Source organism: Sutcliffiella sp. FSL R7-0096, from assembly GCF_038595065.1.
GTDB lineage: Bacteria > Bacillota > Bacilli > Bacillales > Bacillaceae_I > Sutcliffiella_A.
This window is the reverse complement of the sequence record NZ_CP152003.1, coordinates 924,412-945,602: the sequence shown is the minus strand read 5'-3', so window position 1 is coordinate 945,602 and position 21,191 is coordinate 924,412. Positions and strand designations below refer to the sequence as shown.

Sequence of the window (21,191 nt, the reverse complement as noted above, 5' to 3'; positions counted from 1 at the left end):
AGGAAAAGAACCTTTGAGTGCTTTGTCGTTGCAATCAAAGGTTCTTTGTTTTAAATGCCTTCTATTGGACGATTGCTCGTTCGCTTGGAGGGCTTCAACCCAATAGACAGCTCCTATCAGACACTACCCACTCGTTTTGGGTGCCTTCAGGCCAATAGAATAGCCCCCCTAGCACCCCTCGCCCTTCCTCAACCGATAAATCTCCTTCGCCCGTTCATACACTCCGTAATCAGCGCCGAATTTCTCCTCAATCCAATAGCGCATCTGCTCATCTGTCAGTTCTGCTTCCACGTATGCTTGATCCTTAAATCTCCGGATGGCATTCTCTCTCAACTGGTACGGAACACCATCAATATAACCAAACATCCTCAAGCTATGAAAAGAGAATCCCTTCTCCCAATCATGGGAATCAAGCAAAGCGCCCTTTACATCTTCAAATGAAACAGGCTTCAAACCCAAGGATTTTGTCGGACCCGGATTACGCTCCACCAATGCCTCATCTCCATTAACCTGATAGCTGAAAATTTCCATCTCTGTACTCACGACAAACGAGGTATGAAGCGGGAACGCTTGGAAAAACGGGGCGCAATACCCCACATCCACGTAGTATGGCTGATCCAGTTCCACCTGCAAGCACAGATGGCCAGGTGTCATATACAGATAATCCACCTTAAAACCAAGCTCTTTCAATAAATAATGAAAGCCAATTGCCAAGGTCCAGCAAGTACCCCCTGTTCCAGTTTGAATGATTCTGTCCACGTATTCCTCGATACTCGGCAGATAAAGATCCTTTTCCTCCCTCTCCTCAAAATCCAGAAATTTCGTCCAAGTCTCCCATCTCACTATTTTCTGATGGGCAGCGATTAATTCATTCAAGTAGGTTAAATTAGGCTCTTTCTTCTTCACTCCCAAATAATGCAGGAATTTATCTTTTGCACTCATTTTCTTGCCCCCATTTTTTGAAATCCATGAAATTTGTCCAAGCATTTTCTATCATTTTACATCTACTAATATAGCAGGAAATAGAAAGGGGTGTCCCTTCAAATGACTTTATGAAAACATAAGCAAATTATTAAAACCGGCAAAAAGTATATTGGTACGCCTTATTTATTCGGTGCAGCATCCGGTAGGACGGACAGGTTTGATTGCAGTTCGTTTGTTCAATATGTATATGCAACACATGGCATTTCCCTACCAAGAACCTCACGCCAGCAATTCCAAGTCGGAAATCCTGTTCCACTCTCCAGTGTCAGACGGGGAGATCTCCTTTTCTTCACAACTCCCAAGAGGCAAAAGTTAACGGGCATTCAAAAAATCGGTCATGTCGCCATCTTCCTTGGTAGTAATTCCATCTTGCACACATCAAGGGTGGAAAAGAAAGTTGCTATTGCATCCCTTACCCCTTATTGGAAAACAAAAATTATTGGTGCAAGACGCGTGATTGGTTAAAGCACATTCTATAAAAAGAAAATAAAGACCACATTGGGTATATATGTTAAAATATCCATGTCATCCTTCAACCGGAAGACAGTCTCCCACCACACAAAACGCATTGCGAGGAACAATGATGAAAAAATGGTTGATACCAATCATAGCGTATTTGGTTGTTTGTATTATTGTTGTATTCCAGCCTGCATCTGAAGGACATGATGTATTGGCCTGGAAACTTTTCGTCGGACAGTTTTATGCTATTCCCATCATGATCATCACTGCATTACTTACCTATTATTTCAGTAAAAGTGATACAGCTGCTGATTCCTAATATTTATAAGTTTGGCTCTGTTAAACGTCGCTGTTGATTTCCGCAATAGGCTTCGCTTATCCAGAGGGCGACCTTGAGCCTCCTCGCAACACTTGAGGGGTCACAAGATTGTCGCTACTCTCCCGCTGAAGTCTACGCCTTTTGCTCCAATCACCAGCTAGAAACAGGTTATTCAAAGCATAAGTTAAAAGATAAGGGTCCTGGCATACCATTTGCCAGGACCCTTTCCATTCAATCTATTCCATACTCTCCCGCTTTTCCGAAAGGATCTTCATCTGATCATTCTCAAGCCCCAACTCAAAGGTTACCTTGAATTTTTTATAGGACACGCCCTTTTCCGAGCGTTCCTGAGCAGTAATGACGGTGATGACCTCCACGTTATTACCGTTTTGCTTGGTCAAAAGATCGTCCACTTCAATGGTGAGGAAATCCAAATAACCCGAACGGAAATCTTCATAGGACGTCTTGGACTGCCAACTGCTGCCTAGCAAAGAGTAGGCTGTCACATAATCGCGGTAATTGATGCTTTCGTAAAAATAGTTCACGAGATAATCGGCAATGTCGACGTTTGTAGAGGTTTCCCCTGCACTGTTTCCTGGTGCATTTGTTCCTATTCTAGGCAAGGATTCCATCGGGGATTCAGACCAACTCTTAATCAACGGCATCACATTCACCAAAGGGATGCTGAACCCGATGACGCCCTGATCCATGGTCGCAGAATTGATCCCGACTACTTCCCCTGTCTTGGTATCAATGAGAGGCCCTCCACTGTTACCCGGAGCGATCGGCGCAGATATTTGAAAGACATCTTCATATTTGAAAGAGTCGATTTCAAATTCCCGGCCGGTACCGCTGATGATTCCGGTAGTGACTGTATTTTGTAAGCCCAATGGACTTCCAAGTGCGATGACATCATCTCCGAGCTCCGCTTTTCTAGTTTCGGCTATTCTGAATGGCTTGGTGCCTTCTAGTTCCGGAACGCGTATAACCGCCACATCTGTATCGATGCTGATGCCAATTACTTCTCCTGTCAATTCCTTTGAATCGGCAGAGGTTATTTTGACTTCTTTAGCATTAGCAACGACATGGGCATTCGTTACCACATCGCCTTTATCGTTGTATAAAAAACCAGAGCCGAACGAGCCATCCGGCAATTCAATTTTGACGACCAGCTTTTGAGATTCAAAGATGATCTCCTTCAGCGCCTGCGGGACATTTTCCTTTTCTTTCACTTCCGACTCCAGGTAAAGCTTGGACGGTGCCGTCAGTTGGGCCGGGACGGTATTTTTTATATGAAAATACCCGATGATCCCTCCGCTTATCAAAATAATGGTCATGATGATACTTAAAAACCATTTAACATTCATTCCTACACCTTCTTTATTTCCGTTTCAATACGAACTGTTTACTCCTCTACCACCCATGTGATGTTCTCAATCTCAACCGTTACATCTTCAAAAACACCATAATAGTAATCTTCGAACTTTCCTTTTTTTCCTGTTTCCAGCTTAAACGGGTAGACGGTTGTAAAGCCGGTATCGAGTACGTTCTTGTCCTTGCTCAGAATATTATAGTAGACGGTGATGGATGAAACGCTTGCGGACACAATATTTTTCACTTCACCAGCGATGGTCAGTCCACCCACTTCATCCTCTTCCACTTTTAATTTCTCTATTTCAAGGGCAGCGTTCTTGTTCTTCAGATCTTCCTTGGCCGCTGCTTCCATGGCCTTCTCGATTCTATCAAACTCAGCCTGTTCAAACTCCTGTCTCGATTGATCAACTTTCTCTTTCAGGGACAGCAAACGCTTATCGTTCACCGCATATTGCAAGCCTCTATCCGCAAGTGTCATTGCATTGGTAAACTGCTTCTGCTCGATTTTCTCTTCCGCTTCCTCCACGGTCAGCTGCACAATACGATTCAGGATTTGCTCTTTCACCGCTTTTCCTTCTTCTGAAGGGATAGAGGAGATGATGGCAAGCTTTCTTGAAAGTTCATCCACTGTTTTCAGCTGATCCAGTTCATTGTTGATCTTCCCAACCTTGATCATGACATCCTTTTCGGAGACATCCTCCTTCAATGGTTGAATTAACGGACCATCCAGCCTTGTAATCTTTTCGCGGAGCCTTGTTAGATTTTTCTCCGCCTCCTCAAATTTCTTTGTCTTTATCTGTTCTTTCACATCTTCCAGTTCTGCATTAACCTCTTCCGCGATCTTTACCACTTCAAGGTTATTCCTCAATACATGATACTCAGGCCGCATTTCCATGGCGTTCGCCAGTTCATTCTTGGCCTGATCGTACTCTCCCTCCAAAGCAAGCTCCTCTGCTTCCTTCTTAATGGTGAGAACTTCTGCATTCACGTTATGCTCATGGTTATAAAACCATCCTACAGAACCAGCCACCAAAACCAGGCTGATGATAGGTGGTAAGATGGGCATATATGTAGATCGCTTCTTCTTGTTTATCGAACTCCCTCTGCCTTCTAACCACTCTTCTTCCGTTTCTGACACGTCTTCCTTCAAATTCGCTCCACAATTGAAGCAGAAATTGGCATTGGATGTTACTTTCCTTCCACATTTGTGACAAAACATTCTATATAGACCTCCATCAGTCTTGTAAGTAAAAGCTGTTTTCGTAAACTTAGTTGCTCTTTCGTATTTGTAAAATGATCGTTATATTCCTAACTTTCGTGCTCTTTTCCCTGATGTGCTATAAATACGATATTCTTCGCTTAGAGTATTTACGCGGCAAAAGTCCAATTGCCGTGAATCTTTTAGAAAAGAGCCAAAGTAAAAGAAACATGCTTTAGTTCTTACACCATTTTACAATAGATTGCTAGATAAGTGTCAAATGAGGTCGGTAAATCTGGTAATAAAAAGTAGAAAGTTTTTCCTATTTTGTTGAATTTCCAAGGATTCTCCCTGTTTTTAGCGAATGGTAAGAGAAAGATGTTTTTTAGGGGGACATATCATTGAGTGTTAAAACAGATCTTGCAAAAACGTTTATCGAAAATCCTTATGCCTTTTTCAAACAGGCGCATGAAATCCATCCCGTACAATGGATCAATTTCTTCAACTCTGAAGGTTGGCTTGTGACAGGCTATGAGGAAGTGGAAGCTGTGTTAAAGGATAAAAGGTTTATTAAAGAGATTAGAAACCTCGTACCTCAGGAGGGAATGCCTCCTGTCCCGCAGACATTGATGCCTGTTGTCCAATTGACTCGCAACATGATGCTTTTCCGTGACGCCCCGGACCACACCAGACTGCGGGGGCTCGTGAATAAAGCTTTCACTCCAAGAATGACTGAACGGTTGCGACCTACCATTGTGGAAATGGCAAACTACCTTTTGGATGCCAGAAAAGGGATGAAAGAACATGAGCTTATCCGGGATTTTGCTTATTCCCTGCCGGTTATGGTCATAACAGAACTTATCGGGGTACCAAAAGAAGACAGGGAACGGTTCCGAATCTGGTCCGATTCATTTGTAACATTCATTGATTTCAATACCACTCAGGCAGACCTGGAGGAAGTGGCGCCTTATCTCGAGGAAGCCGATCAATACATGCGAAAGCTGATTGAGGCGAAGCGTGTGAAACCTGGTGATGATTTGTTGAGCGGGCTGATTACCGTATCTGATGCCGGTGATAAATTGAATGAGGACGAATTGGTCGCCACTTGTTTGTTACTTTTGATAGCAGGCCATGAAACGACAGTCAACCTCATTACCAACGGCTACCATTTGTTATTGACGCACCCAGAGGAAATGCAGAAGCTAGTGGCTGACCCGTCCTTGATTGGAAATGCAGTGGAAGAAATCCTTCGTTACGATCCACCAGTCCTGCTCACCACAAGATGGGTTGGTGAGGACATGGAGCTTGGTGGGCAGCAACTGAAAAAAGCCCAGGTAGCAATGGTTGCATTAGGTGCGGCGAACCGTGACCCTGCCATGAATGAAGATCCTGATACATTCAATGTGGCTAGGGAAAATGTGAAGCATCTTTCCTTTGCTTCAGGACCGCATTTTTGCCTTGGTGCTCCACTTGCTAGACTTGAAGCGGTGATCGCATTGGACCTATTGCTGAAACGTGTGCATAAGGTGGAGTTGCTAGGAGAACCTTTGCGGCGGAATAATATTGTGTTCCGGGGATTTGAGGCATTGAGGTTTAGCGGGGAAGTTCGTTAAAGGATTTTGAAGTGAAATGGTGATGGGCAGTCGCTGGGGGCGGCTGCTTTTTAATTCTAGGAATCTAGTTAATACGGGTCTTTTTGGATGGGGTGCCAGGCGGCTGGAAACTGATAGAATGTCACTCTATGTCGAATGGAATGTGTTTTATGTCGAACGGAAAATATTTAAAGAGTGTCGGCACGTATTTTTTGTCGAACGGAAAATAAATAGTAAAGGCGTTCCTGAAGTGAGCGAGAAAAGTCAAAAAAACTCTAAAAAATACCACTCCAATATGGAGTGGTATCTATCAACATTTATTTCTTCTTTCCTCCACCTACCGGGCCCTTTTTCTTGGACTTCCCTCTAGACTTTACTGCTCCATTCGAAGGGCCATTATTAGTACGGACAGACTTGGCTCCAGCCTTCTTCTTAAAATCACCCTTCGGACCACGAGACTGGCCAGCCTTCTTCCCAGCAGGTTTTCCAGATCCACCGCCGGACTTTCCGGGCTTTCCACCCTTCATGTCCTCTTCCTTCACAAGCTTCCCGCCAAAGACGACACGCTTTTCAAGTGTCAGCCCTAGCTCTCTTGCAAATTGCTTCAGCTTACGCTCCTCCCGTTCGCTGACAATGGAGATGACCGTCCCTTCCGCTCCTTGGCGGCCGGTTCTACCGGAACGGTGCACATAGTTTTCCACTTCTTCCGGCAAGTCATAATGGATAACGTGGCTGAGCTCTTTGATGTCAAGGCCACGTGCTGCCACATCTGTCGCAAGCAATACCGGGTACTCATCTTTTCGGAAGTTCTTCATCGCATTTTCTCGTTCCTGCTTGGAGGATTCGGAATGCAAAAAGCCGACGTTCAGCTGTTTATACAGAAGTTTCTCCGTCAATACAGCAAGATTTCCGATATCCCGCACAAATGCCAATGCCTTGATTCCTGGCTCACGAAGCAAATTTGCCAAGACATTGGCCTTGTCCCGTTGGTCGACTACTGTATAAAGATGCTCCACACGTGCTGGTGGCAGGTCTTCCTTCGTTACCTTAATCACTAATGGCTCCTTCAACAAACCGATCGCTTGCTTTTCCGTCTCCTCCCTTAACGTCGCCGAGAACAATAACAACTGTCTTTCCTGCATCGAAGACTTAATAATGTTCTCGATTGTCTTCTTGTGTTCTGGGACGAATAGTTGGTCAGCCTCATCCATGACCATGGTCGTGACTTCATGCATTTTAATTTTCTTCGCTTGAATTAGCTCTTGTAGTCTTCCCGGAGTTCCCACAAGAATCTGAGGTCTTTTTTTCAATTTTTCAATTTGTCGTTTGACATTCGCTCCGCCGATGAACGATGCCCCTGTGATATCGCTTCCTTCTGTCCATTTCTGGATCTGTTCGAAAATTTGCATGGCAAGTTCCTTGGACGGTGCCACAACCAATGCTTGTGGGTGCTGTTTGGTAAGATCGATGCGCTCGATGATCGGAAGCAGATAAGCCAACGTTTTCCCTGTACCTGTCGGTGATTCAACGAGGACATCCTTTCCTTCAAGGATGACTGGAATCGCCTGCTCCTGGACCGGGGTAGCAGCTTCAAACTCACTATTTTCCCAAAGCTTTTGTATGAATGGCTGTAATGTATTAATTAATGTAGTAGACATCATTTTCTCCTTTATGACCCTCATCGGGGTTTTACGCTATTCTCCATTCTACCCTTTTTCATAGGAGGTTCCAATAGAAATATCCTTGTCATTTCCGATAAAAAGATACATGATTTCACTCAATTTGGAAAAATTATGTATAGCTATCCAGAAAGAGGAGGAAATAGTATGAATGAAGCGCAATTTAATAAACTTCCAAAGTCACCAGAGCCTTATTGGAGGGAATCCGCAAAACTAAGCTCTTTTCCTACATTGAATACCAACAAGAAAACAGGTGTGTGTGTAGTGGGAGGCGGAATCACTGGAATTACCACTGCCTATCAACTTGTACAGGAAGGGCTGAAGGTCATCCTGATCGATGCCGATCAAATCCTGAATGGGACAACCGGTCATACCACCGCAAAAATAACTGCACAGCATGGCCTCATTTATGATGAGTTCATTCAGCACCTTGGAGAGGAAAAGGCGAAACTTTATTACCAGGCAAACCAAGAAGCTCTTCACTTTATTAAAGAGTTGGTTGATAGAAAACGGATTGAGTGTGATTTTAGTCAACAGGATGCGTATATTTATTCCCAGTCGGAACAAGATGACCAAAAGGTAGTAAAAGAGTTTGAGGCATATCAGAAGCTTGGGATTGATGGAGACTTACAGTATGAAATCCCCTATGACATTAAGACGAAATCGGTCGTGGTGATGAAAAACCAAGCACAGTTCCACCCCTTGCAATACTTGCAGGTACTTGTTGAAGGCATTGTGGAAAAAGGCGGAGAAATCTATGAACATACGGTAGCAACCGATGTGGAGGAAAATCGCGGTTTGGCTGTTGTTACGAAAAACGGAGCAAAAATTGAGTGTGACTACATTGTTGCAGGATCCCATTTTCCTTTTTACGATGGCATGGGGTTCTTTTTCACCAGAATGTATGCCGAAAGATCATATATCCTTGCGGCTAAAACAGAGAAAAATCTTTCGGAAGGCATGTATTACAGTGCTGGACAGCCTACAAGATCTATACGTTATGTAACGATCAATGGTGAAAAAGTTGCCTTGATTGGCGGTGACGGACATAAAACCGGACAAGGACAGGATACCTTGAAGCATTATGAAGCCTTGAGAACTTTCGGAGAGGAAGTGCTTGGGATTAAAGAAATCCTTTATCGCTGGTCGGCGCAGGATCTATATACACTAGACAAGGTCCCTTATATCGGACGGATCACTTCAGGCCATCCTAATATTCTAATTGCCACAGGTTACCGTAAGTGGGGCATGACAAATGGAACGGTAGCGGCACTGTTGATTCAGGATTTAATACTTGGAAGAGAAAACAAGTATGAAAACCTGTTCTCCCCATCCCGCTTTGTAGCCGATCCTAGTTTGAAGAAATTCATCAGCACCAATATGGATGTGGCCGGCCACTTAATTGAAGGAAAGCTTGATCGTCCAACCAAAAGCCCTGAGGAGCTAAGTCTTGATGAAGGTGGGGTTGTCTCGATTAATGGACGTCGCGCTGGAGCATATAAAGATGATAAAGGCGACGTGTTCTGTGTGGATACGACATGTACACATCTTGGTTGCGAAGTGGAATGGAATCATGGTGACAGAAGCTGGGACTGCCCATGCCATGGCTCAAGATTCTCGATACACGGCGATGTCCTCGAAGGTCCTGCAGATAAGCCATTGAAAAAACTATAAAATATAGTGTGCATGAAGCAGAGAGAAAGCGTTAGCTCGCCTTTCTCTCTTTGATTTTCACCCTACGACAGAAGCTTCCCTCTCCCGCTACTCCTGACGGACAGGTGGAAAGGAGATTTTCACTTCCGTCCCTTTTCCGAGCTCACTCGAATACGTCACTTTACCATTCATCGTGTCAATGATCCGCATCGATACCGTGGTCCCAAGTCCAGTTCCCTTATCCTTGGTTGTATAGAACAACGTACCGATTCGGGAAACCTGTTCCTTTGTCATCCCTTTTCCGGTATCCTTTATGACAATTTGAATGCCTTCCTGCTGATTTGAGAGCAGTTTGATATACACCCGACCATCCTGAGGGGTCGCCTCGATCGCGTTCTTTAATATATTGACAAGTGCTTGCTTGAACTGATTTTTATCCGTTTCCATAAAGACATTTTTCTCGAGATAACTTTCTAGATGGATGCCATCCTTTATGGCAAGTGGATTCAGCAGCATCTTTACATCCTTCAGTAATTCGCCCAAATCCACTTTTTCTATCTTCTTGAACTCCGGTTTAGCGAAGTTAAGATAATCGTTGATGATGGATTCTGCCCTGGCCAGCTCGCTTAGTATAAGTCCGGTGTACTGAAAATTTTTCCCCTTGTCTTCCTTGTGCATGAGCTGCAAGAATCCCTTCACAACCGTCAGTGGGTTTCGGACCTCATGTGCGATAGAAGCGGCAAGCTCCCCTAATGTATTCAGTTTCTCGGCCCGTCGTATCTCCTGCTTCATCAATTCACGCTCCAACACTGCTTCGTGCAGCATAGAAGCAAAGCCAACACCAACCACTTGAATAAGTCCGAACAGAAGTATGTAGAGGACAAGATTTGGCCCTTCACTTGCATTAGCAGGTTGAGTCAACAGATAGGCAATCAGTATCGACAGCATGACAAAGTTAGGCCAGAGACCCACCAATACCGCGAGGCCTATTCTCTTTTTCTTTGTTTCTATTCGATTGAATCGTCTTAGAAATAGAAATGGAACAGAAGCAGCTACAAGCCCACTGATATAACCAAAGGTCAGTGCATCTCCTCCAAGATACGTCCTCGTTCCAAGAATGGCAGCCAGAACGATAATCCCCGCTTTAGGTCCCCCATAAAGAATCGCCAATACAAGCGGTATATAGCGGAGATCCCAATATAGACCATAATCATAAAAAGCAAACAATAAACAAAGGCTTGCGGAAAGTCCTTGTAAGATCCCAATAAAATAAGGAGATTGTCCAAACCTTCTATTTTCTGACACCACATAGTAGATTAGCACCGGTGCCAATATGATCAATACATGTAAAAGTAGCTTTTCCGCCAACATTTCAGCCCGCTCCTAACTTCAGCAATAAGTGTATGTTTATAGTGTTTCGACACCTATAGAGAAAACCCTTGTTCGTTCGACCGAAAAGTGTATATATTTTACTAGTCATTCTCCATTCAAACCTTTTTTTTCAACATTTCACGCTTGATTTCCCACTATCTCCTAACTTAGTAGTAAAATTATCCTATCATTCTATTTGAAAGAGGTGGAGATACATGTACTGTACAGATTGCGGGGTACCTGACATCATTGAGCAGTCAGGAACACTATTGATTCAAGATGGGGATAAGCAAGTAGTGGTTATCTACCATACCATTGCAGAGTTGGAACAGGAGATTCAAAGACTCATATTTAAAAGTAATTCTTCCGAGCTTTTCGTAAGAACCTCTTCTATGCGGGGCAATTATTCACCAGAACATTTTTTGAAATTAGTACAGAATCATGAACTGTTAGAACTAATTGTGGAACGATCCTTCACCACACATTTTCAGCCAATCATTGATTTACAGAACAGGGATGAACTGTTTGCCTATGAGTGCCTGCTGCGACCTCAATGGCAGGGGAATTCCCTTCCACCATTTAAGCTATTTGAGTTTGCCCGTGAAACAAATTTTCATAATTACCTAGATCAAAAAGCACGGGAGAGTTCCATCGTTGCCGCCAGCAGAAAGCAGCTTCCCGAAGAAGTGAAATTGTTCGTCAACTTTCTACCTTCTTCCATTTACAACCCGGAATTCTGTCTGCAGCACACCTTTAAAATCGTAAGTGAGAACAGTGTGCTCCCAAGTCAGCTTGTTTTTGAAGTAGTAGAGTCGGAACAAATCCATGATATCGACCACCTGGAATCCATTTTCAAAACGTATAAAAAATCAGGGATGCAAGTTGCGTTAGACGATGTTGGAGCAGGATATGCCACTTTGGAAGTGCTGGAAAAGCTTCAACCAGATTTTGTGAAGATAGACAGAGAGTATGTATCACATTGTGATTCCATTCTCGAGAAGCAACTTTTCCTAAAAAGCGTTGTAAGGGTCGCTGCCAAACTAAACATCAAAGTGTTGGCCGAAGGAATCGAGAGAAAAGAAGAATTGGAATTCTGCCGTAATATCGGCATCCATTACGGTCAAGGATATCTGATTGGAAAGCCTGGACCCGATATCTTGGAACGGAGGCATAAAGGCAAAGCAACTGAAGTATCTAATTACATACCTATTAGATGATTTCTAGCTGTTGATTGGCGCAATAGGCGAAGACTCCAGCGGGAGGGTAGTGACAATCTTGAGCCCCGCAACAAAGCGAGGAGGCTCCCGGACCGCCCAAAAGCGAAGCCCCTGGAACGGAAATCAACAGCACAAAAGCCCTCACCACATTGAATGGTGAGGGCTTTCAGCATTATTTATTAAGAAGCTCTTTCATCGTCCTTCTTGTATTCTTCCGTCCAGAACTCCGCATTTTTAATTCCCAACTTCTCAGGGTTAAATGTCGGATCCAGCCCCTGCTTTCTTTGCTCATCATAATCCTTCAATACAGCAAGTGCAGGTTTTGCCAACAGGAGCAACGCAATGAGGTTGAGCCAGACCATGATACCAAGTCCAACGTCCCCAAGATCCCAAGCAACCTGGGTCGTTCTTACCACCCCAAAGTAAGTGGCCATTAAAAGAACTACCTTCAGAATAAACATAGGAATCTTATTGCTTCGTCCACGCATCAAGTAGGCAACATTTGTTTCTGCAATGTAATAATAGGCCATGATGGTTGTGAAAGCAAAGAACAACAAAGCGATACCTACAAAGCCGGCACCGAAGCCTGGAATCACAGATTCAACGGCAGCCTGTGTATAGGCTGGACCCGCCTCTACCGCATCTCCAAGGTTATTACGAAGGAACTGTCCTTCGTTTTCAGGGTCGACAACATTGTAAGATCCTGTGAATAGAATCATAAATGCCGTAGCCGAACAAACTAAAATCGTATCGATATAAACAGAGAATGCCTGAACCAAACCTTGCTTAGCTGGATGCGATACCTCAGCAGCTGCTGCAGCATGTGGTCCAGTTCCTTGTCCTGCTTCGTTCGAGAAGATTCCGCGCTTTACACCCCACGCAATGGCTGCCCCGACAATTCCACCGAATGCGGAATCAACCGCAAAGGCACTACGGAAAATCAATCCGAATACTGCAGGAAGTTCAGTGATATTTAAAATGATGATAAATAAAGATACTAACACATACGCCACTGCCATGAATGGTACAACAAATTGCGCAACAGAGGCGATACGCTTTACTCCACCAAAGATGATTAGTCCGATGATGACTACCAACGAGATGGCGATTATTTGCTTGTTAATTCCAAATGCATTGTTCAAACCGGAGCCGATTGCATTCGCCTGCAAACCAGGCATCAATAAACTCATGGCTAAAAGAGCCGCAAAAGCAAAGATGATACCATACCATCTCCAGCCGATACCTTTCTCGATATAATAGGCTGGCCCCCCGCGGTATTCCCCTTCCTGCTTCGATTTGTAAACCTGAGCAAGAGTGGATTCAACAAAGGCACTTGATGCTCCGATGAATGCGATCATCCACATCCAAAATACCGCACCAGGTCCCCCCATTGCGATAGCTGTTGCTGTACCAGCGATATTACCGGTTCCTACACGTCCCGATAAAGAAATAGATAAGGCCTGAAACGAGGAAACCCCTGCGCTGGAAGCTTTACCGGAGAATAATTGCTTGATCATGTCTCCGAACAGTCTTACTTGTACAAATTTTGTCAAAATGGTAAATAACAATCCGACCCCAAGACAGAAGACTATCATTGGTGTACTCCATAGAAGATTTACTAGGCCGCCAATCGGATTTTCAAAAAATGCTTCCAAATTGTAATCCCCCTTTAACACATTTGTAATATTTAGAATTTTCATTCTGTACTGCATTATAAATCATATTCGGAAAATAGACAATACATGTCTCTATTATCATGTGCGCTAATCTGACATGAATCTTTATATAGCGACGTATTTCCCGGGAAAATTCCGATGTTTTTTTATTTTTTAGACAACCAAAAACTCCGGCAAGTTCACGAAAGTTCTTCATGAACGTACCGGAGTGACAACCGTCCCTTTTATCCTACTTCCTTTTTCAACTGACTCGTAAATAACTCGTAATAAAATCCTTGTTCTTTTAGCAAATCATCATGGGAGCCTTTTTCAATGATTTCTCCTTCCTTCAGCACCAGAATCTGGTCGGCACTTTGGATGGTATTCAAACGATGGGCGATGACAAAGCTTGTTCGTCCTTCCATCAAGCGTTGGAGCGCCTCTTGAATTTTCATTTCCGTTATCGTATCAATACTGCTTGTTGCTTCATCTAAAACCAGGATCGTCGGATTTGCCAGGACTGCTCTTGCAATGGAAAGCAATTGCTTTTGTCCTTGACTGATTCCACTTCCATCCTGCTTCAACCTAAAATCATACCCACCTGGCAATTTCCTGATAAAGGAATGGGCATTCGCCATTTTAGCCGCTTCCTCCACTTCCTCATCCGTCGCATCCAGACGTCCGTATCGGATGTTTTCCCGAACAGTCCCTTCAAATAGGAAAGAATCCTGCAAAACGAAGGCCATATGCTTACGCAAATTCGAGCGCTTTATCCTGTTGATCGGATGGCCATCTAATAGGATGGTCCCGCTGTCCAGATCATAGAAACGGGAAATCAGATTGATGACAGTAGTCTTTCCTGCACCAGTTGGCCCTACAAATGCTACGGTCTCCCCTGCATCTACGTGGAAACTGATATTACGGATAGTCGTGTCATCATCTTCATAGGAGAACGTCGCATCACGGAATTCCACTTCTCCTTTTACAGAATCCAACTCGATTGCTTCTGTTTCATCACTTTCTTCCTCTTCTTCATCCAATACATCAAACACGCGCTCCGCTCCCGCGACAGCGGACAACAATGTGTTGAACTGATTGGCAAGGTCATTCAGCGGGCGCGTGAATTGTCTTGAATACTCTGCAAAAATAACGATGACACCAATGGTGATACCTGACTGTGTATTTAATGCCAAGAGGCCGCCGACACCAGCAATGATAGCAAAGCTCAAGTTATTCAGCATGTTCATCAACTTGGGTATAAACCCTGAATAAGTCTGGGCCCAGTAAGCGGATTTTTTGAGTTTTAAGCTTTTTTCCGTAAACTCTTCCATTACCTTGTCTTCCTGCGAAAATGTTTTGACAATCCGCTGGCCGGAAATGGTTTCTTCAATGTATCCATTTAACTCACCGAGATTTTTTTGGGTCTGTTTGAAAAGCGGACCTGTCCGATTCGTAATCCACTTTAATCCTAGAAACATGACAGGTACAATAATCAAGGTTATCGCAGTCAGTAAGGGACTGAGATATAACATGACAGACACTGTTCCAACGAGTGTCAGGATACTGGAGAATATCTGAATGACTGAGCTGTTCAGGGTGGAGCTGACATTCTCCATATCATTTGTCACCCGGCTCATCATTTCCCCATGCTGCCTTTTATCAAAATAAGGGATCGGAAGCTTATGCAGGTGCTCAAACAACTGCGTCCGCATTTTCAGAACGGTATTCTGTGCAATGCCCACCATCCAGTAGTTTTGAAGCCACATGGACAAAGAGTAGAATATATAGATAAAAACAAGGCCAATCAAGACATTTAAAAGACCGGCAGTGTTCTGTTCCACCACATAATTATCAATGGCCATCCCTACAATAAAAGGCCCCAATAATCCAAGTGCTGAGCTTACGAACACCATTAGCAGAACAAGCATCAATAGTCCTTTGTTTTCCCCAAGGTAGCGCCAAACCCGTTTGATGGTTCCTTTCCAGTCCTTGGCTTTGGGCTTCGGATTGGCCTTACCCGCAACGGCTGCGCTGCTACTTATACGCTTCGACATGCTCTGTCACCTCCGTTCCAAACTGTGACTGATAGATTTTCTGATATAGTTTAGAGGTTGCAAGCAGATTCTCATGACTTCCCTCTTCTAGCAGCCTGCCGTCTTCTATCAGTAATATCTTATCGGCTTCCATTGCCGTACTAACTTTTTGTGTCACAATAAACATCGTGCATTGATAGTTCTTTATAGCGGTGAGCAGTTTTGCTTCTGTTTTCAAATCAAGCGCACTCGTACTGTCATCGAGCATGAGTATCTTCGGTTTTCTTACAAGGGCGCGCGCAATGGATAACCTTTGTTTCTGACCTCCGGACAAATTAACGCCTTTTTGTCCAAGCACTGTCTCGTACTTGTTTGGCAAACGGTCAATCGTCTCATGGATTTGCGCATCCTTTGCGACCTGGATGATTTCCTCCAATGTCGCATCCTCTTTTCCCCAGGCGATATTGTCTTTTACCGAGCCGGAAAAAAGAAGGGCTTCCTGTGGGACATATCCGATTTTTTTACGGAGACCCTTCAAGGACAAGTCGGTTAGATTCTTCCCATCTACCCGTATGGTTCCCTTGTCAATATCATATAACCTTGGTATCAACTGAAACAAAGAGGATTTCCCTGCACCAGTGGCCCCCATGATAGCGACTGTGGAACCAGCCTCAGCATGGAAAGAGATATCCTCTAACACCGGCACGTCGGTATTTGGGTAATGGAAGAAAACTTGATCAAATTCTATTTCCCCAGATTCAAAGGAAGCTTCCTTATCCACATCCACTTTATCCACTAAATCTATTTCCTCTTCCAATACATCCGTTATCCGGTGAGCCGATGCTTTTGCACGGGCAAATGCCATGATGATAAAAGAAAAGATGGAAAGTGCCCCGGTGATCCTGGTTGCATAGTTGACGATCGCAACCACCTCTCCGACCTGTGCTCCTCCGTTTGTGACGCCAATGCTCCCGAACCAAAGGACAGCAAGGATACTTCCGTTCATGATAAGCAGGAGAATCGGCATGGTTATTTCCATTAAGCGAAGAGCGGAGACAGTCTGGTCCTTCAATTCTTCACTTGCGTTATCAAAGCGCTTCATTTCATGTTTTTTACGGAGAAAGGCTTTAATCAAACGAATTCCGCCAAGGTTTTCCCTCATGACATTATTCACACCATCGAGTTTTTCTTGTACCGATTTGAATAATGCACCACCTTTTTTCATCACCCAGACAAGGAAGATGAAAAGGACAGGTACACCGATAACAAGGAACAGCGCCAATTGCCAGTTGACAATCAATGCCATCACTACCCCACCGATGACAAGTAATGGTGCGCGCAACATGATCCGCAAGCTCATGAATACGGTATTTTGAATTTGCGTGACATCATTGGTCATCCGTGTAATTAACGACGATGTCGGAAACAAACTAAAGTTCGCAAACGAAAACGATTGTATCTTCCCAAACAGTCCCCTTCTTATATCGAACCCAAAACTTTGACTGACATGGGCTGCAAAAAAGGAATTGATGATACCTGCCGCAAAAGCGATAAAGGAGAACAGCACCATGATGCCCCCCCACTTCATGACTGCATCCAAGTCCCCTGTCAATATTCCCTCATCAATGATTTTTGCCATGAGCAAAGGATGCATGAGTTCCACGACAAGTTCTGTCAGCATCAGGAACAAGGCGATTGCCACTGCCAGCTTATACGGCTTTAAATACGAAAATATTTTCCCCATAATACTTGATCCTCCAAACCATTCACTCTGTTTAGTCTGCGTTGAAACGGTGAAATCTATTTGACGCACAAACGATCCTTCGTTTAGCGAAACGAATATCTTGAAATTTATATATTATCTTATTATCATACCTTTATTACTATGTTTTTTAAATAGTTTGAATTATTATTATTGGTAGGAAGTTGAAAAAAGTTGTAGTTAACTTCACACCACTCCCTGTTGATTTGCGCTCCAGACGCTTGCTTTCCGCGGGCGGTCCGGGAGCCTCCTCACAACGCTTGGGGGGCTCCTCTGTCCCTTCCTCCCGCAGGAGTCAAGCGCCTTCCGCTCAAATCAACAGGGTAGAGTCTGTAAGTATATAAACATTTTTTCCATTTTATATCCCAAATTATAAAGGAGGTTATTCTGATGTACCACCCGAAACTCTCTAAGCTTGTGGAAGATTGGTTGCCGAATGCGACCATTGAGGAGTTGCAGGCCTCAATGAAAAATGGCGAAGTGACCTCCAAAGAGCTGGTTCTGATGTATCTTCATCGCATCAGTCAATATGACAAAAAAGGGCCGACGCTCAACTCGGTCCTCGAAATCAATCCCGATGCTGTCTTTATTGCGGAAGCGCTCGACCTTGAAAGGAAAAAATCCGGAGCACGCGGTCCCCTCCATGGTATACCAGTGCTAGTGAAGGACAATATCGACACCGGAGACAACATGCACACTAGCGCCGGCTCGCTCGCATTGGAAGATCATGTAGCAGCAGAGGATTCCGCTGTTGCAAGCCAACTCAGGGCAGCAGGTGCTGTCATCCTCGGGAAAGCGAACATGACGGAATGGGCCAATTTCATGACAGAAAAGATGCCGAATGGCTATAGCTCAAGAGGCGGACAAGTCCTCAATCCATATGGTCCTGGTCATTTTGATGTCGGTGGTTCTAGCAGCGGTTCCGGTTCTGCGGTCGCGGCCGGCTTTGCAGCGGCTGCCATCGGTACGGAGACTTCCGGTTCCATTTTGAGTCCGGCAAGCTCCAACTCGGTTGTGGGGATTAAACCAACTGTCGGACTGATCAGCCGCAGGGGCATCATTCCCATTTCCTTCAGTCAAGATACCGCAGGCCCACTGACCAAAACCGTCACAGATGCCGCTATCCTGCTAAGTGCGTTGACAGAAGTGGATGAGAAGGACCCGGCCACCATGGCGAATCCAACCCCTGGCATCTCCTATACTTCCTTCCTATTAAAAGAAGGACTAAAAGGAATGCGCATAGGAGTTGCTCGGGACCCATATTTCACTTATTTTTCAGATGAAGAAGGCCTCATCATGGAAGAGGCTATCGCAAGCCTCCGTGAGCAAGGTGCCGAAGTGCTCGGTTCCATAGACATACCTTTTGCAAAAGATCCATGGGATTACCATACACTTTTTTATGAATTTAAACCAAGCCTGAACGCATATTTACGCAATACTAGCTCTTCCGTTCCGATTAAGAGCTTAAAGGAACTGATAGCATTTAATGAAAAAGATTCAGCCAGAATGCTGCAGTATAAGCAAACCGTCCTTGAGGAAAGTGAAAAACACAGCGGTACTTTGACCGAAGAAGAGTATATTTCAAGCCGCGAAAAGGATCTTTACCGCTCAAGGGAAGCAGGACTGGATGCTGTCATGGAAGAGCATCAACTTGATGCAATAGTAACACCGAATAACTTCGGTGCTGGCATCCCTGCTAAAGCAGGATATCCGTCCATTACCGTTCCGGGTGGCTACACCAAGGAAGGAAAGCCGGTTGGTGTGACATTTACGGCAAGAGCATTTGAAGAAAGCACGCTCATTCAGATTGCTTACGGATATGAACAGGCGACAAAGCATCGCAGGGCACCCAATTTTCAAAAGCTCTTTTCTCAAAGATAGTAGCTATTTGCCAGGAAAAAGTCGGCATTTGGACTTTTCATAGCTTAGAAACTCTAAAATAAAGTGCTAGCTTTCATGTATAGCCAGGAAAAGAGCACGACAGCAAGGAATATTACGGTAAGTTTATAAATACGAAAAAGCAACAAAGTTCACGAAAACAACTTTTACAAAAGCTCTTTTCTAAAAGATAGAGCTATTTGCCAGGAAAAAGTCGGCACTTGGACTTTTCATAGCTTAGAAACTCTAAAATAAAGTGCTAGCTTTCATGTATAACCAGGAAAAGAGCACGACAGCAAGGAATATTACTGTAAGTTTATAAATACGAAAAGCAACAAAGTTCACGAAAACAACTTTTACAAAAGAAAGAGGTAAATTCATGACAATAGCAACCATCACCTCCTATTTGACGGAAAATCGTGAAAGACATTTGAACGAACTAAAGGAACTGCTCGCCATCCCTAGCGTAAGTGCCCTTCCCGTACATCATGCAGATACATTGGACGCTGCGGAATGGGTGGCCAATTCATTAAGGAAGCTTGGCATGGAAAATGTGGGGCTACACCCTACAAAAGGTCATCCGATTGTTTACGGCGAATGGTTGAAAGCTGGGGATAAGCCGACCGTGCTGATCTATGGGCATTATGACGTACAGCCTGTTGATCCCCTCCATTTATGGAATACCCCGCCTTTTGAGCCCGCAATCCGAGACGAGCGTATTTATGCTCGCGGGGCCAGTGATGACAAAGGGCAAACATTCATGCATTTAAAGGCTTTGGAAGCAGTTCTTGCCACAACGGGAACATTGCCTTTCAATTTCAAATTTTGTATAGAAGGCGAAGAAGAAGTCGGGAGCCCGAACCTACCATCTTTTGTGGAGGAAAATAAAGAAATGCTTGCTGCAGATGTCGTGGTAGTGTCAGACACAGCCATGATTGAAGAGGACAAGCCGACCATCTGCTATGGCCTGCGCGGAATGTGTGGATTTCAGTTGGATGTGAAAGGTCCGAAGCGCGACCTGCACTCTGGGCTTTATGGTGGGGCCGTAGCCAACCCGATTCATGCGGTGGTGGAATTGTTGAATTCATTCCATGACGGAAATGGTGTGGTGACCGTAGATGGATTTTATGACAAAGTGGTTCCTTTGACAGCCGAAGAGAAAGCCGCTTTTGAAGCGATTGGATTCAATGAGGCTGCCGTGAAAGAAGAAGTTGGTGTGCAGGAGTTTTATGGTGAAAAAGGGTACAGTTTTTATGAACGCACATGGGTCCGACCGACATTGGAAGTGAATGGTGTATACGGTGGGTTCCAGGGCGATGGGATTAAAACCGTCCTACCTTCCGAAGCAAATGCAAAAATTACTTGCCGCCTCGTGCCAGACCAGGACCCAGATGAAATTCTTGCCCTATTACAAGATCATGTTGCAAGGCACAAACCTGCTGGTGTGGAAATCTCGGTTTCCCTTTTTGATAAAGGTGCGCCGTTTGTGACACCTTTTAATCATCCTGCCATCCAAGCGGCAAGCCGTGCCTTTGAAAAGGTATGGGAAGTCCCGACCACCTTTACGCGCGGCGGCGGATCGTTACCGATTGTCTCCACGCTTGATGAAGTGTTGCAGGCACCGATCGTGCTGATGGGGTTCGGCTTGCCATCTGATAATGTGCATGCGCCAAATGAAAATTTCAAGCTGAAGAATTTTGATAAAGGGCTTCTGACGCTTTGTGCGTATTGGGAGGAGCTGGCAAGGGTAATGGATGTGGAATGAGGCCGATGATGGTTGGAGTGAGTAGCACTTAGTAGGGACAGCTGAGTTCTCTGGTGGGCTGTTTCCTTCAAATGTCCGAAGTTGTCCGAAACTTGTACGAAGATTTGAAGAAGTTGTCCAAAGTTTCCACTAACTTGTCCAAAGTTTTCCGTTTCTTGTCCGAACCGAATTTTGAAATGTCCGAACAGCTCTCCTTTCTGGTCCGAAGGGAGAGCTGTTTTGTCCAAACCTACCAGAAAACAACGACAATCT

At 44.4% G+C, this 21,191-nt stretch carries 14 protein-coding genes; 6 read left to right on the top strand and 8 right to left on the bottom strand.

Annotated elements, in window-relative coordinates; all coding sequences use genetic code 11:
* Window positions 1-168 precede the first annotated feature (168 nt).
* Window positions 169-942 carry an arylamine N-acetyltransferase gene (locus MKY77_RS04790; RefSeq protein WP_339149145.1) on the bottom strand — a complete coding sequence of 258 codons (774 nt, stop codon included), beginning with the start codon at window positions 940-942 and terminating at the stop codon, window positions 169-171.
* Between the two features lie 625 nt (window positions 943-1,567).
* On the opposite strand from MKY77_RS04790, the gene MKY77_RS04785 reads away from it, so the two are divergent.
* Window positions 1,568-1,762, top strand: a complete 195-nt coding sequence (locus MKY77_RS04785; RefSeq protein WP_339149957.1) for a DUF4017 family protein — start codon at window positions 1,568-1,570, stop codon at window positions 1,760-1,762.
* Window positions 1,763-1,998: 236 nt separating this feature from the next.
* Here the strand turns inward: MKY77_RS04785 and MKY77_RS04780 are convergent, their stop codons facing one another.
* Complete coding sequence (locus MKY77_RS04780; RefSeq protein WP_339149144.1) at window positions 1,999-3,129, bottom strand: trypsin-like peptidase domain-containing protein; 1,131 nt, start codon at window positions 3,127-3,129, stop codon at window positions 1,999-2,001.
* A 38-nt stretch (window positions 3,130-3,167) separates the two neighbouring features.
* Window positions 3,168-4,355, bottom strand: coding sequence for a zinc-ribbon domain-containing protein (locus tag MKY77_RS04775; protein ID WP_339149143.1), 1,188 nt, complete (start codon window positions 4,353-4,355; stop codon window positions 3,168-3,170).
* Window positions 4,356-4,735: 380 nt separating this feature from the next.
* Here MKY77_RS04775 and MKY77_RS04770 point away from each other — a divergent pair, with 380 nt between their 5' ends.
* The gene (locus MKY77_RS04770; protein WP_339149142.1) at window positions 4,736-5,947 is read left to right on the top strand and encodes a cytochrome P450; all 1,212 of its coding nucleotides are present in this window, start codon (window positions 4,736-4,738) and stop codon (window positions 5,945-5,947) included.
* A 296-nt stretch (window positions 5,948-6,243) separates the two neighbouring features.
* On the opposite strand, the gene MKY77_RS04765 is transcribed toward MKY77_RS04770, so the two are convergent.
* On the bottom strand, window positions 6,244-7,608 hold the full coding sequence (locus MKY77_RS04765) for a DEAD/DEAH box helicase (protein WP_342515660.1): 1,365 nt from the start codon (window positions 7,606-7,608) through the stop codon (window positions 6,244-6,246).
* A gap of 144 nt (window positions 7,609-7,752) precedes the next feature.
* Here MKY77_RS04765 and MKY77_RS04760 point away from each other — a divergent pair, with 144 nt between their 5' ends.
* Window positions 7,753-9,279: an FAD-dependent oxidoreductase gene (locus MKY77_RS04760; protein ID WP_339149140.1), complete on the top strand. Its 1,527-nt coding sequence runs from the start codon at window positions 7,753-7,755 to the stop codon at window positions 9,277-9,279.
* A gap of 87 nt (window positions 9,280-9,366) precedes the next feature.
* Here MKY77_RS04760 and MKY77_RS04755 read toward each other — a convergent pair whose 3' ends face one another.
* Complete coding sequence (locus MKY77_RS04755; RefSeq protein WP_339149139.1) at window positions 9,367-10,629, bottom strand: ATP-binding protein; 1,263 nt, start codon at window positions 10,627-10,629, stop codon at window positions 9,367-9,369.
* A gap of 215 nt (window positions 10,630-10,844) precedes the next feature.
* Between MKY77_RS04755 and MKY77_RS04750 the strand changes: the two genes are divergently transcribed.
* Window positions 10,845-11,846 carry an EAL domain-containing protein gene (locus MKY77_RS04750; protein WP_339149138.1) on the top strand — a complete coding sequence of 334 codons (1,002 nt, stop codon included), beginning with the start codon at window positions 10,845-10,847 and terminating at the stop codon, window positions 11,844-11,846.
* 179 nt (window positions 11,847-12,025) lie between these two features.
* Here the strand turns inward: MKY77_RS04750 and MKY77_RS04745 are convergent, their stop codons facing one another.
* The 3 genes from MKY77_RS04745 to MKY77_RS04735 form a co-directional block, all read right to left on the bottom strand.
* Complete coding sequence (locus MKY77_RS04745; RefSeq protein ID WP_339149956.1) at window positions 12,026-13,441, bottom strand: alanine/glycine:cation symporter family protein; 1,416 nt, start codon at window positions 13,439-13,441, stop codon at window positions 12,026-12,028.
* Window positions 13,442-13,746: 305 nt separating this feature from the next.
* Complete coding sequence (locus tag MKY77_RS04740; RefSeq protein ID WP_339149137.1) at window positions 13,747-15,555, bottom strand: ABC transporter ATP-binding protein; 1,809 nt, start codon at window positions 15,553-15,555, stop codon at window positions 13,747-13,749.
* The gene (locus tag MKY77_RS04735) at window positions 15,536-17,278 is read right to left on the bottom strand and encodes an ABC transporter ATP-binding protein (protein WP_339149136.1); all 1,743 of its coding nucleotides are present in this window, start codon (window positions 17,276-17,278) and stop codon (window positions 15,536-15,538) included. The genes MKY77_RS04740 and MKY77_RS04735 overlap by 20 nt, the downstream gene beginning before the upstream one ends.
* Before the next feature lie 408 nt (window positions 17,279-17,686).
* Here MKY77_RS04735 and MKY77_RS04730 point away from each other — a divergent pair, with 408 nt between their 5' ends.
* Window positions 17,687-19,177 (top strand): amidase family protein, encoded by a 1,491-nt coding sequence (locus tag MKY77_RS04730; protein ID WP_339149135.1) that lies wholly within the window; start codon window positions 17,687-17,689, stop codon window positions 19,175-19,177.
* Window positions 19,178-19,553: 376 nt separating this feature from the next.
* Entirely contained in the window at window positions 19,554-20,939 is a 1,386-nt protein-coding gene (locus MKY77_RS04725) for a dipeptidase (protein WP_339149134.1), read from the top strand.
* Window positions 20,940-21,191 lie beyond the last annotated feature (252 nt).